The following is a 15,074-nucleotide window of genomic DNA, read 5'->3' as shown; positions in this document are numbered from 1 at the left end:
GGGGGCGTGGTCGGTGCCAAGCCCCCTGCGATGTGATCCATGCCGCGATCAGTTCTCCGGCAGCGCGTAGACGGCCACCATATCGCCCACTGTGGGCTTCAGGATCGAGTTGCCGCCCGAGATGAAGGCCACGTATTCGCGCCCCTTATACTCGTAGATCGCCGGGTTCGCGACGACCGGAGCTTCGAGCTGCGAAGACCACAGCTCCTTGCCGGTCTGGATGTCATAGGCGCGCGCCTTGGCATCCATCGTGGCCCCGATGAAGATCAGCCCCGACTTGGTCACCGCCGGACCGCCGATCGTGGGCGAGCCCATGCTCTCGGGCATGAAGAACCCGTATTTCTGCGAGCTGCCCAGCGGCTTGCGCCATTTCACGTCGCCGGTATGCATGTCGATCGCGACCAGCTCGCCAAACGGCGGTTTCCAGCACGGCATCCCGAGCGAGTTCAGCGCATTGCCCAAGCTCATGCCGTAAGGCGCGCCTTTCTGCGGGTAGAAGCCGTTCTCGTTGCCCGAACCACCGGCGTTCTTCTCGTAGTCCTGACGCTCCCAGAGCTTGATGTACTGAACGATGTGGCTCGTGTTCACGACCGCGATCTGCGCGTTGGGATCGAAGGCCACGCCGCCCCATTGCACGCCACCCGCACTGTCGGGATAGGCCAGCGTGCCTTCGCCCTTGGTGGTCGGCGGGGTATACATCCCCTCATAGGTGAGGTTGTCGAACAGTTTCGAGCAAGCGCCGCCCGAGACGAGATCGGCGATGCCCCAGACCTCTGGCTTCTTCGACTGATCGAGAAGCGGCGCGGGTTTGGTCGGGAAGGGCTGGGTCTTGGCATAGACTTCGCCTTTCACGGTGCCGTCGCCTTGCGGAACCGGGCGTTCCTCGATCGGCCAGACATCCTCGCCGGTCTCGCGGTTCACGACGAACAGGAAGCCCATCTTCGTGCCCTGCATAAGCGCCGGGATTTCCTTGCCGTCGACCGTGATGTCCATCAGCGTTGGCGCGGAGTTGATGTCATAGTCCCAGATGTCGTGGTGCACCCATTGGCGCGACCAGACGACCTTGCCCGTGTCGAGATCGAGCGCGGTGGTCGAGGTGGCGTAGGGGATCTGCTCGGTCCGGTTGCCGCCCCAATAGTTCGGCGAGGGCGAGGCCACCGGCAGATAGACCATGTTCAGGCCCGGATCGACGGACATCGCGGTCCAGACGTTCGCGGTACCGGTCTTGCGGCGGATGTTTTCGGGCAGGGTCTCGAAGGACCATTGCAGCTCCCCGGTCTGCGCATCGACCGAGAAGACCGCGCCCGGAGGAGCCTCTGCCGACTCCCAGTCCTGACCGGCCCAGCCGAGGATCAGGTGATTGCCCGCAACCGTCGGCGGCTGCAGCACGGAAAGCGGGAAGCTGTCATTGACCGTGTTCCACTTGTCCACGTTCAGCACGCCATTATCGCCGAAATCGGTGCAGGGCTTGCCGGTATCGGCGTCGAGCGCGAAGAGCTGCGCATCCATCGTGCCGATATAGACGATCTTCTGGCACACCTTGCCTGCGACCGGGTTCTCGGCCTGCCAATAGGCGACGCCGCGGTTCTTCAGCGCGGGCTGGGTCAGCGCCTCCAGCTTCGATTTCGTGTCGAAGGCCCATTTCTGCTCGCCCGTGGCCGGGTCGAGCGCCAGCACGCGGTAGAAGGGCGTGCCGATATAGAGCGTGTCATTGGCGAAGATCGGCGTGGCTGACCAGACGGTGGCGGGCTTGTCGCCCGAGCCATCCGAGACGTCGCCAGTATGGACCTGCCAGACCTTCTCCAAATCGCCCACGTTGTCGGGATTGATCTGGGTCAGCGGCGAATATTTCTGTGCGGAAAGCTGGCCGTGGAAGCTGTTCCAGACGGGCTGCTCGGGCACCAGCGGGGTGCCGTTACGCTCGCGCGAGCCGCTGGCGATCATCGGCTGGGCGACGCTATCGGCGACGGGCTTGGGCTGTTCGGCGTTGGCGTCGGGGCCGGGCGGCGTGGCCTCGTTGGCCGCCGGATTGTCGGTCTGCTGATCGGTGCTGGTCTGGCTGTCCGACTGGTTGCCGGTGTCGCTGGTGCTGCCGGTATCGGTCGAGCTGCTGTCGGTCGAGGTCGCGGTGCCGCTATCGGCTGCGGGTTGGGTCGTGTTGTCGGTTGCGGTGCTGTCGGTCGCGGTCGTGTCCTGCGCGTACCCGGCGGCAGCAAAGAAGGCGAGGGCGAAGGCGAGCGAGACGGTCTTGCGGTTCATGCGTAGGCTCCTTTCGAACGCGCGCCCCGGCTCGAGGCGATGTCGTAGATGAGGCCGATCAGCACGACGCCCATCGCCGCGATCAGCCACCATTCATGGAGGAAATAGCCAGCCGCTGCGGTTCCCAGCAGGCCGAGCGCGACGAGGACGCGCAGGATCGTGCGGATCGCTCCGGGTTCGGTCATCTGAATCACGATCCCTGCGAGTGCGATCAGCACGGAGGAGGCGATTACCAGCCCTGCACCGAAAGTGCCGGTCACGCCGGTCAGGGGGGTGACGTAATTCCAGATCGCGATGGCGGCGCCGATCAACGCCCCCAGAACAATCAGGATGCTGCGTGGCCGTGATGCTGAGCGGGAATGTGCCAAAGGAACTCTCCTTGGTAAGTGCTTTCCCGCTCAACGCGCTCTGTGTCTTTTGAGGTCCATGAAAAAGTGAACCGATTTGAGGCCGCAGCGTAAGCGCGCATCGATTGCGGCTCCGGTCGCAGACATGAAAAGGCGCGCCAAGGCAGGGTTGGCCAAGCCAACACCCGCCCGGGCGCGCCGATCGGCTCGCTTCGTGCTTAGCGCTGGCGGTAGCCGCCCTGACGCTCCAGCATCCAGCCCGGATATTCGGCGGGCAGGGCGCTGACCTTGTCGAGGGTTTCCAGCTCTTCCGCGTCGAGCGTGATCTCGGTCGCGGCGATATTGTCGGTCAGCTGGTCCTTGCGCTTCGCACCGACGATGACGCTGGTGACGACCTCCTGATGCAGAAGCCATGCCAGCGCGATCTGCGCGACACTCGCATCGCGCTTCTCGGCCATCGGGCGCATCGCGTCGATCGCGTCATGGGCGCGGTCCTTCTCGACCGGCGGGAAGTCGAAATTGGCGCGCCGCCCGTCGGAGCCCTTGCCGTCACGGTCGTATTTGCCCGAGAGCAGACCGCCCGCCAGCGGGCTCCAGACCATCAGGCCCATGCCGGTGTCGCGCAGCATCGGCACCACTTCGCGCTCCAGATCGCGCCCGGCGATCGTGTAATAGGCCTGCAGCGACAGGATCGGGGCGAGCTTGCGCGCCTCGGCGATGCCCACTGCTTTCATCACCTGCCACGCGGCCCAGTTCGACAGGCCGATATAGCGGACATGGCCGTGCTGCACGAGCGTGGTCAGCGCCTCCAGCGTCTCCGAGATCGGCGTCATCGGGTCGAAGCCGTGGATCTGGTAGAGGTCGATATGGTCGAGCTGCAGCCGCTCGAGGCTCTGCTTGCACTGCTCCATGATGTGATAGCGCGAGGCGCCGCGCTGGTTGATGCCTTCGCCCATTGGACCGAGCACCTTGGTCGCGATGACCACCTCGTCGCGCGCGATGCCGAGATTGCGCAGGCTCTGGCCGAGGATGCGCTCGCTCTCGCCGCCCGCATAGACATTCGCGGTGTCGATGAAGTTGATGCCCGCGTCCACCGCAGTTTTCACGAGGCCGTCGGCATCATCCTGACGTAGCTGGCCGATCTGGCCCCACATGCCCTCCGAGCCGCCGAAGGTCATCGTGCCGAGGCAAAGTTCCGAGACGAGAAGGCCGCTGGGGCCAAGAGGTCTGTAACGCATGGATCGCTCCTTTCGCATCTTTTGCGGGGCCAGGTTCGGACGGCCCCTCTGGGTTGGGTAGATGGGGCGCGCGGCGCTCGGGGCGAGGGTCGCGTCATACTTGCGGCGCACGATCGTGTCATCGCGTGCGAGGAAGGAAGGGGATCGCGCGGGGGCGCCGCCCGCTCAGTCTTTGGCGCGCTCGATCTTCATCGGCGTGAACCACGGTGTGAGGATCACCACGCTCGCGATGACCATTGCGTAGCCGATCGCCGACATCATCGCGCCGCGATAGGCTTCGTGGTCGCCCGGCTCCGCGCCGCCCAGCATGCCGAAAAAGATTCCGCCCATGATCGCGATGCCGAAGGAGATGCCGACCTGCCGGATCGCCTGCACCGCGCCCGAGGCCGAGCCGCTGTCGTTGCTATCCGCCGCCGACAGCGAGACCTGAAACAGCGGCGATACGGTGTTGCCCAGGCCGAAGCCGCCAAAGAAGAACCAAGGTGCCATGCGCCACCAGCTGATCGTGTCGCCCATCGTCCAGATCGCCCAGAGCTGCCCTGCGAAGCCCGTCGCGATGAGGATGCCGCCGCCCATCACGCGCCAGCGCACCCAGCGCGACCCGAACCAACCGGTCGTGGCCGAGGCCAGCAGAACGCCCAGCGGGAAGGGCGTCGTCGTCAGCCCCGATTGCAAGGGCGTGAGCCCGTAGCCCGCCTGAAGATAGAGCGCCATGGTGAAGAAATAGCTGGGCACCGCGGTGAACAGCGCCGCGTTCAGAAGGCTGCCCGACAGGAAGGAGCCCGAGCGCAGCAGCCGCATCGGCAGAAGCTGGGGCGCGTTGCGTTCTTCCTGATGCCGCTGCCAGCGGATGAAGACCCAGCCGAGGATCGGGGCGGCGATGACCATCGGATACATCCAGACCTGCCAGCCGATCGACGGGGCTTCGACCAGCGGGAACAGAAGCGCCAGCGTTGCCACGGCGGCGATCGCGATGCCCACCTTGTCGATGCCCAGCTTGCGGTTGCCCTCGCCCTTGGGCACCAGCATCAGCGCCGCGATGAAGGCCGCGATGCCCAGCGGAATGTTCACGAGGAAGATCGGACGCCAGCCCAGCCCGTAGATATCGGCGGTCAACAGCACCCCGCCCACGATCGGCCCCGCGACCGAAGCCAGCCCCGCAGTCAGCGCGAAGAGACCAAAGGCCGCGCCGCGTTGCTCCGGCGGGAACAGGCGCGGTACCAGCGCCAGCGTCTGCGGCGTCATGATCGCAGCGCCCACGCCCTGCACGATGCGCGCGCTCACCAGCGTCCCGATCCCCGGCGCGATGCCGCAGACCAGCGAGGCGGCGGTGAACAGCGCGATGCCCGAGACGAACAGCTTGCGCCGCCCCAAGAGGTCGCCCATCCGTCCCGCCGGCAGCAGCAGGATCGCGAAAGAGAAGGTGTAGCCCGCGACGATCCACTCGATCAGGTTCGGCGGGGCTGCCAGCTCGTTCTTCATCGAAGGCAGGGCGACATTGACGATCGTGATGTCGATCAGGTTCATGAAATTCGCCAGCAGCAGGACGGCTGCAGCCGCCCAGCGGCGTGCGGGCGAAAGTGGGGTCTTCTGGTCGGTCTCGGCCATTCGGGGTCCGTTCTGTCGGGGCTGTAACGCCAAGGGTAGCTAGCAGGGGGGCGAGGCTGGTCAATAGCACGCCCGAAGGCGAGCCCGCGCGGAACAACTTCTGGATGTGTCAAAATACATAGGAAGAAAGGCGCGCAAGCGGATGTATCGCGGGCGCAGAGATTCGGTCGCGGAGGGCCGGGATGGGGCTTTGGCTCACGCGACGGAGCTTGGCGTTCGTTGCAAATTTCAAGGGCACCACGCAAGTTTCAGAAAGATTTCGCCGAGCTCCGAGAAATGCGCTCTCACATGGGTGTGAGCACCGTGACGTCAGACTTGCGCCGCACCCCGATCCTGCCCTTGATGCCCCATCAACGAAAAATCGGGGCCCCGCGCTCACCCCTGCGTTGCGCGCGACCGGACCCCGGAAAACTGGAGGTATCCCTTGAAGTCGATTGCCGCGATTTCCGCTTTTGCCCTGATGCTGGGCAGCGCCGCACCCGTTCTCGCTCAGTCGAGCAAAGTGCCCGAAGGCACCAAGCTCGCCGCTGACCAGACCTTCACCTACTGGATGCAGGACGATCTCAAGACGCTCGATCCCGATCTGAGCACCTCGAAGGACGGCAACGACGTTCTTCAGCAGATGTTCGAAGGTCTCTACCAGCAGGACGATCACGGTAAACTCGTGCCCGCGCTCGCGACGAGCTACGAGGTGTCCGACGACAAGAAGACCTACACGTTCCACCTGCGTAACGAGAAGTGGTCGAACGGCGATCCCGTCACCGCGCAGGACTTCGTCTATGCATGGCGTCGTCTCGCTGATCCGGCGACCGCCTCGCAATACTCGTGGTATATCGAGCTGATGCAGGTGAAGAACGCCCATGACGTGATCGCGGGCGACAAGAAGCCGAGCGAACTGGGCGTGAAGGCGCTCGACGACCACACGCTGCAGGTGACGCTCGACAGCGCGATCCCCTATTTCCGCCAGATGCTTGTGTTGTCCTCGACCTTCCCGGTGCCGCAGAAGGTCGTCGAGGAATACGGTTCCGACTGGACCAAGCCCGAGAACATGGTCGTCAACGGTCCCTACAAGCTGAAAAGCTGGAAGATCGGCAACTCGATCGAGCTGACGAAGAACGACGCCTATTACGACGCCGCGAACGTCACGCTGACCGATCTGAAGTTCATCCCGATGCAGGATAACGACCAGGCGCTGACGCGCTACGAGGCGGGCGAATTGGACTTCGTGCAGACCCCGGCCGGTCAATATCCGCGCCTGAAGAAGGAATACCCGGATGCGGCCCACGCTCCGCCGCGCTCCTGTGTCTATGCCTACCGCTTCAACGTCGGCCCGAACGGCCCCGAGGCGCTCAAGGACGTGAAGGTCCGCAAGGCGCTGTCCTATGCGATCAACCGCGACATCATCGTCGACAAGATCCTCAAGGGCGGCCAGAAACCGGCCTACACCTGGACCCACTGGGCGACCGCGAACTTCAAGGCACCGGACGTCGCTTATGCCGACATGACGCAGCAGGAGCGGATGGACAAAGCCAAGGAGCTTCTGAAGGAAGCTGGCTACGGTCCCGATCACCCGCTGAACCTGCGGATCATGTACAACACCTCGGCCGACCACAAGAAAATCGCGATCGCGGTGCAGCAGTTCTGGAAGCAGATCGGCGTGCAATCGACCCTCGAGAACTACGAGTGGAAGGTCTATCTCGACAAGCTCAACGGTCAGCATGACTTCGACGTGGCGCGTACCGCTTGGTGTGCCGACTACAACGAGGCCTCGACCTATCTCGACGTGAACACCTCGTGGTCGGATCAGAACTCGGGTCAGTGGAAGAACGCCGATTACGACAAGCTGATGAAGGACTCGAAGACGGCGGCCGATCCGCAGGAGGACTACACCAAGGCGGAGAAGATCCTCGCCGAGGACATGCCCCTTGCGCCGATCTACGCCTATTCGCTGCCGATGCTGCTGAACCCGCAGATCAAGGGCTACCCGTTCGATAACGTCCAGCTGAACTGGTACGCGAAGAACATGTACAAGGTCGCGAAGTAAGCCGGCTGAAACGATAACGGGCGGGCCGCGCAATCGGCCCGCCCGACCTATTTCGGGACATTCTTATGATCGTCTACATTCTCAAGCGTCTCGCCATCGCGATTCCGACGCTTCTGGTGCTCATCATCGCGAGCTTCTTGCTGATGCACACGGCGCCCGGCGGGCCGTTCACCTCCGAACGTGCCGTGCCGCCCGAGGTGCTCGCCAATCTCAACGCGAAATACGGGCTCGACCAGCCGCTGTGGAAGCAGATCGCGACCTATCTGTGGAACGTGGTCGCCCATTTCGATTTCGGGCCTTCGTTCTCGTATAAGGACCGCTCGGTGAACGACATCATCGCGCAGGGCTTCCCGGTTACGCTGACCTATGGCTTCCTGAGCTTCATCGCCGCCGTTCTGGTCGGCGTCACCCTTGGCGTGACCGCGGCGATCAAGCGCAACTCGTGGCTCGACTATCTCGCCGTGGGTATCTCCATCGGCGCGCAGGTGCTGCCGAACTTCGTGATGGCGCCGATCCTCGTGCTGATCTTCACGCTGTCGCTGCACTGGCTGCCCGGCGGCGGCTGGAGCTTCGACGATCCGCGCTTCTGGATCATGCCGGTGATCGCGCTTTCGACCTCTTACATGGCGTCGATCGCGCGGATCACGCGCTCGTCGATGCTGGAGACGCTGAGTTCGAACCACATCCGCACCGCCCGCGCCAAGGGTCTGCCGAAGCGCAAGATCATCATGCGTCACGCGCTCAAACCCGCGCTGCTGCCGGTGATCTCCTATCTCGGTCCGGCGTTCGTTTCGATGATCACCGGCTCGGTGATCGTGGACGTGTATTTCACCACCGGTGGGATCGGCAAAAGCTTCGTGGATAGCGCGCTCAACCGCGACTACGCGGTGATGATGGGGATCACCATCCTGCTGGGCACGCTGACCATCCTGTTCAACCTTGTCGTCGATATCGTCTACGGATGGATCGACCCGAAAATCCGGTACTGACATGGTCATAGATGAATCCAAGATGACCTCGCTCGCCGAGGCAACGAGCCGCGAAGACGTGGCGGGCCGCTCGCTCTGGGCGGATGCGCGCCGGCGGTTCTTTAACAACAAGGCCGCGATTTTCGGGCTGGGGCTGCTGGCCTTCGTCGTGGCCTTTGCACTGTTCGGCAACCTGATCGCGGCGTGGAACAACTCCGACATCGATTACAAAGTGATGGGCGATGCCACGGCCTCTGCGCCGTCCTTTGCCAACGGCCACTATTTCGGCGCCGACGATCTGGGCCGCGACCTGTTCGCGCGCACCGTGCAGGGCACGCAGATCTCGCTGCTGGTGGGTGTGATCGGCACGCTGATCGCGGTCTCCGTGGGCACGGTCTACGGCGCGATCTCGGGCTATTTCGGGGGCCGCGTCGATGGCTTCATGATGCGCCTCGTCGATATCCTGCTGGCGATCCCCTACATGTTCGTGCTGATCCTGCTGCTGGTGATGTATGGCCGCTCCATCGGGATGCTCTTCGTGGGGGTCGGGCTGATATCCTGGCTGGAGATGGCGCGGATCGTGCGAGGGCAGACGCTGACCCTGAAGAACCGCGATTATGTCGAGGCCGCGCGCGCCATCGGCGTGCCTGCGCCGACGATCATCCGCCGTCACATCCTGCCCAACCTCGTGGGCGTGGTCGTGGTCTTCGCGACGCTGCTGGTGCCGCTGATGATCCTGACGGAGAGCTTCATCTCCTTCCTCGGGCTTGGCGTGCAAGAGCCGCAGACCTCGCTGGGGGCGCTGATCTCGGAAGGGGCGGGGACGATGAGCTACGGCACGCTGTGGCAGCTGGCCTTCCCGCTGTTCTTCTTCGTCACCACCCTGTTCGGTTTCTATTTCGTAGGGGACGGGCTGCGTGACGCGCTCGACCCGAAGGAGCGCTGATATGCCATTGTTGGAAGTCAACGACCTCAACGTCCGGTTCGCAACGCAGGAGGGCGAGGTTCACGCCGTCAATGGCGTCAGCTTCGCCTTGGAGCGCGGCGAGGCGCTGGGCATCGTGGGCGAGTCCGGTTCGGGCAAATCGCAGCTCAGCTTTTCGATCCTCGGGCTGCTGGCCGCGAATGGTAAGGCCTCGGGCTCGGTGAAATTCGAGGGGCGGGAGATTTTGAACCTGCCCGAACCCGAGCTGAACAAGCTGCGCGCCGACCGGATATCGATGGTCTTTCAGGACCCGATGACCGCGCTCAACCCCTATATGCGCATCTCGGACCAGATGGCCGAAGTGCTGATGCTGCATAAGGGGCTGAGCAAGCGCGCCGCCGTGGCCGAAGCTGCGCAAATGCTCGAACTGGTGAAGATCCCGGACGCGAAGAACCGCGTGCGCCTCTTCCCGCACGAATTCTCGGGCGGGATGCGTCAGCGCGTGATGATCGCGATGGCGCTTCTGTGCAAACCCGACGTGCTGATCGCGGACGAGCCGACCACCGCGCTCGACGTAACCGTGCAGGCGCAGATCATGGACCTGCTGGGCGAGCTGCGCCGCGAGCTGGGCATGGCGACCGTGCTGATCACCCATGACCTCGGCGTGGTCGCGGGCTTCTGCGAGCGCGCGATCGTCATGTATGGCGGTCAGGTGATGGAGCAATCGCCCGTCGATCCCCTGTTCGCCAACCCGACCCATCCCTACACCAAGGGCTTGCTGGCCGCGTTGCCGCGTCTGGATGCGGATCGCGCGATGACCCCGATCCGGGGCAATCCGCCGAACATGACCGGCGCGCCGAAGGGCTGCCCGTTCTGTCCGCGCTGCGATTTCGTCGAAGAGGCCTGTGCCGACGTGATGCCGCCGCTGGCGGAGTTTGCGCCGGGCCGCGCCCGCGCCTGTCACCGTTCCATTGAAACGATCGAGGAGGCCGCCGCATGACGCCCCCGCTGATCGAGGCCCGCGACGTTCGGGTCACTTTCGACATCCGCCGCGCCTCGGACCTGCCTTGGACCGAGCCGCCGAAACTGCGCGCGGTCAATGGTGTGAGCTTCAAGCTCGAGCAGGGCAAGACGCTCGGCATCGTTGGCGAGTCCGGCTGTGGCAAGTCCACGCTGGCCCGCGCGCTGATCCAGATGCTGCCCGCCGAGGGCGAGATCATCTGGCAGGGTAAGACCGATCTGCTTCCGCTCTCGCCGCGCCAGATGCTGAAATACCGCTCTGACATCCAGATGATCTTTCAGGATCCGCTGGCCTCGCTCGACCCGCGCATGACCGTGGGCGAGATCATTGCCGAGCCGCTGCGCACCCATCGCCCGAAGATGGGCCGTAAGGAGCGCAAGGAGAAGGTCCGCGAGGTGATGGAGAAGGTCGGCCTGCTGCCGAACCAGATCAACCGCTACCCGCACGAGTTCTCGGGCGGTCAGTGTCAGCGTATCGGCATCGCCCGTGCGCTGGTGGTGGAGCCGAAGCTCCTGATCTGCGACGAGCCGGTCTCGGCGCTTGACGTCTCGATTCAGGCGCAGGTGATCGCGCTTCTCGAAGACCTGCGCCGCGATCTCGGGCTCACGATCATCTTCATCGCCCATGACCTGAGCGTCGTGCGCCATGTCTGCGACGAGGTGATGGTGCTCTATCTGGGGCAGATGATGGAGGCGGGCGCGACCGAGAAGCTCTTCGCCGAGCCCCAGCACCCCTATACGCAGGCGCTTCTGTCGGCGGTGCCGATCCCCGACCCGGAGATCGAGCGCAACAAGGTGCTGATTGCGCTGGAAGGCGATCTGCCGAGCCCGCTCAACCCGCCATCGGGCTGCCCGCTGCGCACCCGTTGCCCGCGTGCGAGCGAGATCTGCGCCACGACCCCGCCCACCGAAGAGGTCGCCGAGCGGCAGGTCTTCTGCCACCATCACGGCCCTGCCGCGGAAGTGCAGGCAGTGCTCTCGGAGAGCTGAATTCTTGTGCGGCGGGCGGGGCTTTCTCGCCCGCTCACACCAATTTGTGCGAGCTTACGTCAGGATATTTATCCGGACGGTCAAAGCACTGTTACGATCCTCGGATAGAGCGCTCCGGCAAGGAGCCAATTGTCTCGGAGGATCCCCCTTATGTCGCTTATTTCGCGTCGCCAATTCCTGATCACTACCACCGCTGCGGGCGGTCTCACGCTGGTCCACCCGTTCACGGCGCGCGCCGCCGAAGGGCAGGCCCATCTGCGCCTGCTCTGCACCACCGATATTCACTGCCACATCCGGCCCTATGACTATTACGCCGACAAGCCCGTCGACACGGTCGGCCTGTCGCGCACCGCGACGCTCATCCAAGGGGTGCGCGCGGAGGCCGCCAACACGATGATGTTCGACAATGGCGACTACATGCAGGGCAACCCGATGGCCGATTACATCGCCTATTCCAAGGGGATGAAGGAGGGCGACACCCATCCGGTCATCGCGGGTATGAACCTGCTGGGCTACGATTGCGGCACGCTGGGCAATCACGAATTCAACTACGGGATGGATTTCCTCAAGAAGGTGAACGACCGCGCGAACTTCCCGATGGTCTGCGCGAATTTCGCCCATAAGCTCGGGGCGTCCCCGCGTGAAGACGACCTCTATCTTCCGCCCTACCTGATCCTCGATCGCGACCTGACCGACGGGGCGGGAAACAAGATGCCGATCCGCATCGGCGTGATCGGCTTCGTCCCGCCGCAGATCATGCAATGGGACCGCGCGCATCTCGAGGGCAACTACCAGACCCGCGACATCGTGGAGGCCGCGAAAGCCTGGGTGCCGCAGATCAAGGAAGAGGGCGCCGATCTCATCGTGGCGCTCGCCCATACGGGCATCGACAACGGCCCGCAAAGCGACGGGATGGAGAACGCGGCCTTCTACCTCGCGGGTGTGGACGGGATCGACGCGGTGATCACCGGGCACCAGCACCTGAACTTCCCCGGTAAGGATTTCTCCGGCCCCGGCATCGACAACGACAAGGGCACGCTGCAGGGCAAGCCGGCGGTGCAGGCGGGCTTCTGGGGCAACCATATGGGCCTGATCGACCTGATGCTGAGCCGCGACGGTGGCAAGTGGAAGATCGACACCCATACCTCGGAAATTCGCCCGATCTTCGCACGCGGCGAGGATCGCTCGATCACGCCGCTGACCACCGATTACAAGCCGATCCTCGCCGCCACCGATCAGGTGCATGAAGAGACGCTGAAATATGTCCGCGCCAAGGTCGGCGAGACCGAAGCGCCGCTTTACTCCTACTTCGCGCTGGTGGCTGACGATCCGTCGGTGCAGATCGTCTCGAATGCGCAGATCTGGTATGTGAAGAAGCTGCTGGAGGGCACGCCCGAGGGCAAGCTGCCGCTTCTGTCGGCAGCGGCGCCGTTCAAGGCGGGCGGGCGCGGCGGCCCGGATTACTTTACCGATGTGCCCAAAGGCCCGGTGGCGATCAAGAACGTCTCCGACCTCTACCTCTATCCGAACACGCTGCAGGCGGTGAAGGTCACCGGCGCGCAGGTGAAGGACTGGCTGGAGCGCTCGGCGGGCATGTTCAATCAGGTCGAGCCCGGCGCGAAGGATGCCAAGCTGCTGAACCCCGATTTCCCGTCCTACAATTTCGACGTGATCGACGGCGTGACCTATCAGATCGACATCACCCGGCCCGCCAAGTTCGACAAGGACGGCGCGGTGGTGAACGCCGATACGAACCGCATCGTCGATCTCAAATATGACGGCAAGCCGATCGACCCGAAGGCCGAGTTCGTGATCGCCACGAACAACTACCGCGCGTCGGGTGGCGGCAGCTTCCCCGGCGCGGATGGCTCGACGGTGATCTACCGCGCGCCCGACACCAACCGCGACGTGATCGTGCGCTACATCCACGACAAGGGCACGATCAATCCGAAGGCCGACGCCAACTGGTCCTTCGCGCCTGCGGGGGGCGCCACGGTACTGTTCGAGACCGGGCCCAAGGCGCAGACCTATCTCGAAGACGTCAAATCGCGCGGGCTGGATATCGAACCGGCGGGCGACGGCGAGGGGGGCTTCGCGCTCTACCGCATCACGCTGTGAACGGCTTCGGACAGGGATCGAGAGGGGCGCCACTGGCGCCCCTTTTTTATGCGGTGCGGTCGTGAGGCGGTTTGTGGCTCGCATCTCGCGAATACGTGAACTCCGCGAGGGGCGCGATCTGACGCTGGAATTGGGGCGCGGATATCTCGAGTGGCTGCGTTCAGGCGGAAATTTTATTTTTAAAACAATGGGTAAGCTGGATCCCCATTTCCTTGGCTCTACGGCTCGCGGCATTTGTTTCCGCATTTCCGGTCGCGTGCGAGTGGCGACAGAATAGCGCGGGCCTATCGTAGAAATGGAACAACGCCGGGAAAACCGGGCAGCGGACAGGAGTTTCAGTATGAGCATTGGTCGGATGGCGCGGCGCGCCGCGTTTGGGATGCTGCTTGCCGGCGGGTTCGCTGCGCAGGCGCTGGCGCAAGGGATGCCGGGTGGCACTCAAGGCCCGACCGAGGTCGGCGTGAAGCAGGTCGAGACGCAATCGGTGCCTTACACGGTCACCCTGCCGGGCCGCGCGGTTGCTTTTGAGCAGACCGATATCCGCCCGCGCGTCGCGGGCACCATCGCCTCGATCGATTACGAGGCAGGCCACAAGGTCGCGACGGGTGACGCGCTGTTTCACATCGACGACGACACCTATCAGGCCGAACTGACTGCAGCCGAGGCCGAGAAGGCGAGCGCCGACGCCAATGTGCAGGCCGCGCAGTCGCAGGTGAACCGCTACACCAAGCTCGAGAAGACCTCGATCTCGGTGAGCGATCTGGAGACAGCGAGGGTCACGCTCGCACAGGCGAAAGCCTCTGCGCTGAGCGCCGAGGCAGATCTGCAGACCGCGCAGCTCAATCTCGACCGCACGGTGATCCGCTCGCCCATCGACGGCTACCCGGATGTGGCGAACGTCTCGGTGGGCTCACTGGTCACGGCGAACCAGTCCGATGCGCTGACCACGGTGACGCGGCTCGATCCGATCTATGTCGATGTCTCGGAAAGTGCCGCGCGGATCATGCGGGTCCGCCAGCGCATCGATCAGGGCACGCTCGAGCGTGGTGATCAGCTCAAGGTCTCGTTGCTGCTCGAGACGGGCGCGGAATATGACGGCACTGGCACGCTTGTCAGCCCCGGTGCGACGGTGTCCGCGACCACCGGCACGGTGGATTTCCGGTTCAAGTTCGACAATGCCGACCGAATGATCCTGCCGGGACAGTTCCTGCGCGCGAAGATCACGTTGGGCACGACGCAGGCGATCCTCGTGCCGCAGCGCGCGACGACGCGGGAAGGGGATGGCTCGCTTTCGGCCTTCATCGCCGCCGATGGCGCGGCGAAGAAAGTGACGCTGACAACGGCGGGCACCTATCAGAACGCGTGGATCGTGACCGACGGCATCGAGAACGGCGATCAGGTGATCCTCGACGGGCTGAAGAACCTGCGTGACGGGGCCGAGATCAAGACGGTGCCGGTGACGATCAACGCGCAGGGCGTGGTGCAGGACGCCGCTCCGGATAGCTCCGACAGTACCGCCGACGCCTCGAACGACACGGCGAAGGCGGAGTGAACCCG

11 protein-coding genes are annotated in these 15,074 nt (G+C 64.0%); 7 read left to right on the top strand and 4 right to left on the bottom strand.

Annotated features, from left to right (window positions below):
- Positions 1-48: 48 nt before the first annotated feature.
- From BMI91_RS04135 to BMI91_RS04120, 4 genes are all read right to left on the bottom strand, one after another.
- Positions 49-2,259, bottom strand: coding sequence for a pyrroloquinoline quinone-dependent dehydrogenase (locus BMI91_RS04135; protein ID WP_078604034.1), 2,211 nt, complete (start codon positions 2,257-2,259; stop codon positions 49-51).
- Complete coding sequence (locus BMI91_RS04130) at positions 2,256-2,627, bottom strand: hypothetical protein (RefSeq protein ID WP_143594974.1); 372 nt, start codon at positions 2,625-2,627, stop codon at positions 2,256-2,258. Before BMI91_RS04130 ends, BMI91_RS04135 begins: the two co-directional genes overlap by 4 nt.
- A 197-nt stretch (positions 2,628-2,824) precedes the next feature.
- The gene (locus BMI91_RS04125) at positions 2,825-3,844 is read right to left on the bottom strand and encodes an aldo/keto reductase (RefSeq protein ID WP_078604033.1); all 1,020 of its coding nucleotides are present in this window, start codon (positions 3,842-3,844) and stop codon (positions 2,825-2,827) included.
- 165 nt (positions 3,845-4,009) lie between these two features.
- Positions 4,010-5,452, bottom strand: a complete 1,443-nt coding sequence (locus BMI91_RS04120; protein ID WP_078604032.1) for an MFS transporter — start codon at positions 5,450-5,452, stop codon at positions 4,010-4,012.
- A 460-nt stretch (positions 5,453-5,912) separates the two neighbouring features.
- On the opposite strand from BMI91_RS04120, the gene BMI91_RS04115 reads away from it, so the two are divergent.
- From BMI91_RS04115 to BMI91_RS04085, 7 genes are all read left to right on the top strand, one after another.
- Positions 5,913-7,496 (top strand): peptide ABC transporter substrate-binding protein, encoded by a 1,584-nt coding sequence (locus BMI91_RS04115; RefSeq protein ID WP_078604460.1) that lies wholly within the window; start codon positions 5,913-5,915, stop codon positions 7,494-7,496.
- A 65-nt stretch (positions 7,497-7,561) separates the two neighbouring features.
- Entirely contained in the window at positions 7,562-8,485 is a 924-nt protein-coding gene (gene oppB, locus BMI91_RS04110; RefSeq protein ID WP_078519800.1) for an oligopeptide ABC transporter permease OppB, read from the top strand.
- 1 nt (position 8,486) lies between these two features.
- Entirely contained in the window at positions 8,487-9,410 is a 924-nt protein-coding gene (locus BMI91_RS04105; RefSeq protein WP_078604031.1) for an ABC transporter permease, read from the top strand.
- Between the two features lies 1 nt (position 9,411).
- Positions 9,412-10,389, top strand: a complete 978-nt coding sequence (locus tag BMI91_RS04100) for an oligopeptide/dipeptide ABC transporter ATP-binding protein (RefSeq protein WP_078604030.1) — start codon at positions 9,412-9,414, stop codon at positions 10,387-10,389.
- Positions 10,386-11,399: an oligopeptide/dipeptide ABC transporter ATP-binding protein gene (locus BMI91_RS04095; RefSeq protein ID WP_078604029.1), complete on the top strand. Its 1,014-nt coding sequence runs from the start codon at positions 10,386-10,388 to the stop codon at positions 11,397-11,399. Before BMI91_RS04100 ends, BMI91_RS04095 begins: the two co-directional genes overlap by 4 nt.
- A gap of 150 nt (positions 11,400-11,549) precedes the next feature.
- Positions 11,550-13,517, top strand: coding sequence for a bifunctional 2',3'-cyclic-nucleotide 2'-phosphodiesterase/3'-nucleotidase (locus tag BMI91_RS04090; protein WP_078604028.1), 1,968 nt, complete (start codon positions 11,550-11,552; stop codon positions 13,515-13,517).
- Between the two features lie 340 nt (positions 13,518-13,857).
- Positions 13,858-15,069, top strand: a complete 1,212-nt coding sequence (locus BMI91_RS04085) for an efflux RND transporter periplasmic adaptor subunit (RefSeq protein ID WP_078604027.1) — start codon at positions 13,858-13,860, stop codon at positions 15,067-15,069.
- Positions 15,070-15,074: the final 5 nt, after the last annotated feature.

The organism is Thioclava sediminum, assembly GCF_002020355.1.
In the GTDB taxonomy this organism is placed as follows: Bacteria; Pseudomonadota; Alphaproteobacteria; order Rhodobacterales; family Rhodobacteraceae; genus Thioclava; species Thioclava sediminum.
This window is presented reverse-complemented; position numbering and strand designations above follow the sequence as displayed.

Coding starts and splice junctions, on each gene's coding strand:
- BMI91_RS04135 (WP_078604034.1), bottom strand. CDS start 2,259: ATGAACCGCAAGACCGTCTCGCTCGCCTTCGCCCTCGCCTTCTTTGCT.
- BMI91_RS04125 (WP_078604033.1), bottom strand. CDS start 3,844: ATGCGTTACAGACCTCTTGGCCCCAGCGGCCTTCTCGTCTCGGAACTT.
- BMI91_RS04120 (WP_078604032.1), bottom strand. CDS start 5,452: ATGGCCGAGACCGACCAGAAGACCCCACTTTCGCCCGCACGCCGCTGG.
- BMI91_RS04115 (WP_078604460.1), top strand. CDS start 5,913: ATGCTGGGCAGCGCCGCACCCGTTCTCGCTCAGTCGAGCAAAGTGCCC.
- oppB (WP_078519800.1), top strand. CDS start 7,562: ATGATCGTCTACATTCTCAAGCGTCTCGCCATCGCGATTCCGACGCTT.
- BMI91_RS04105 (WP_078604031.1), top strand. CDS start 8,487: ATGGTCATAGATGAATCCAAGATGACCTCGCTCGCCGAGGCAACGAGC.
- BMI91_RS04100 (WP_078604030.1), top strand. CDS start 9,412: ATGCCATTGTTGGAAGTCAACGACCTCAACGTCCGGTTCGCAACGCAG.
- BMI91_RS04095 (WP_078604029.1), top strand. CDS start 10,386: ATGACGCCCCCGCTGATCGAGGCCCGCGACGTTCGGGTCACTTTCGAC.
- BMI91_RS04090 (WP_078604028.1), top strand. CDS start 11,550: ATGTCGCTTATTTCGCGTCGCCAATTCCTGATCACTACCACCGCTGCG.
- BMI91_RS04085 (WP_078604027.1), top strand. CDS start 13,858: ATGAGCATTGGTCGGATGGCGCGGCGCGCCGCGTTTGGGATGCTGCTT.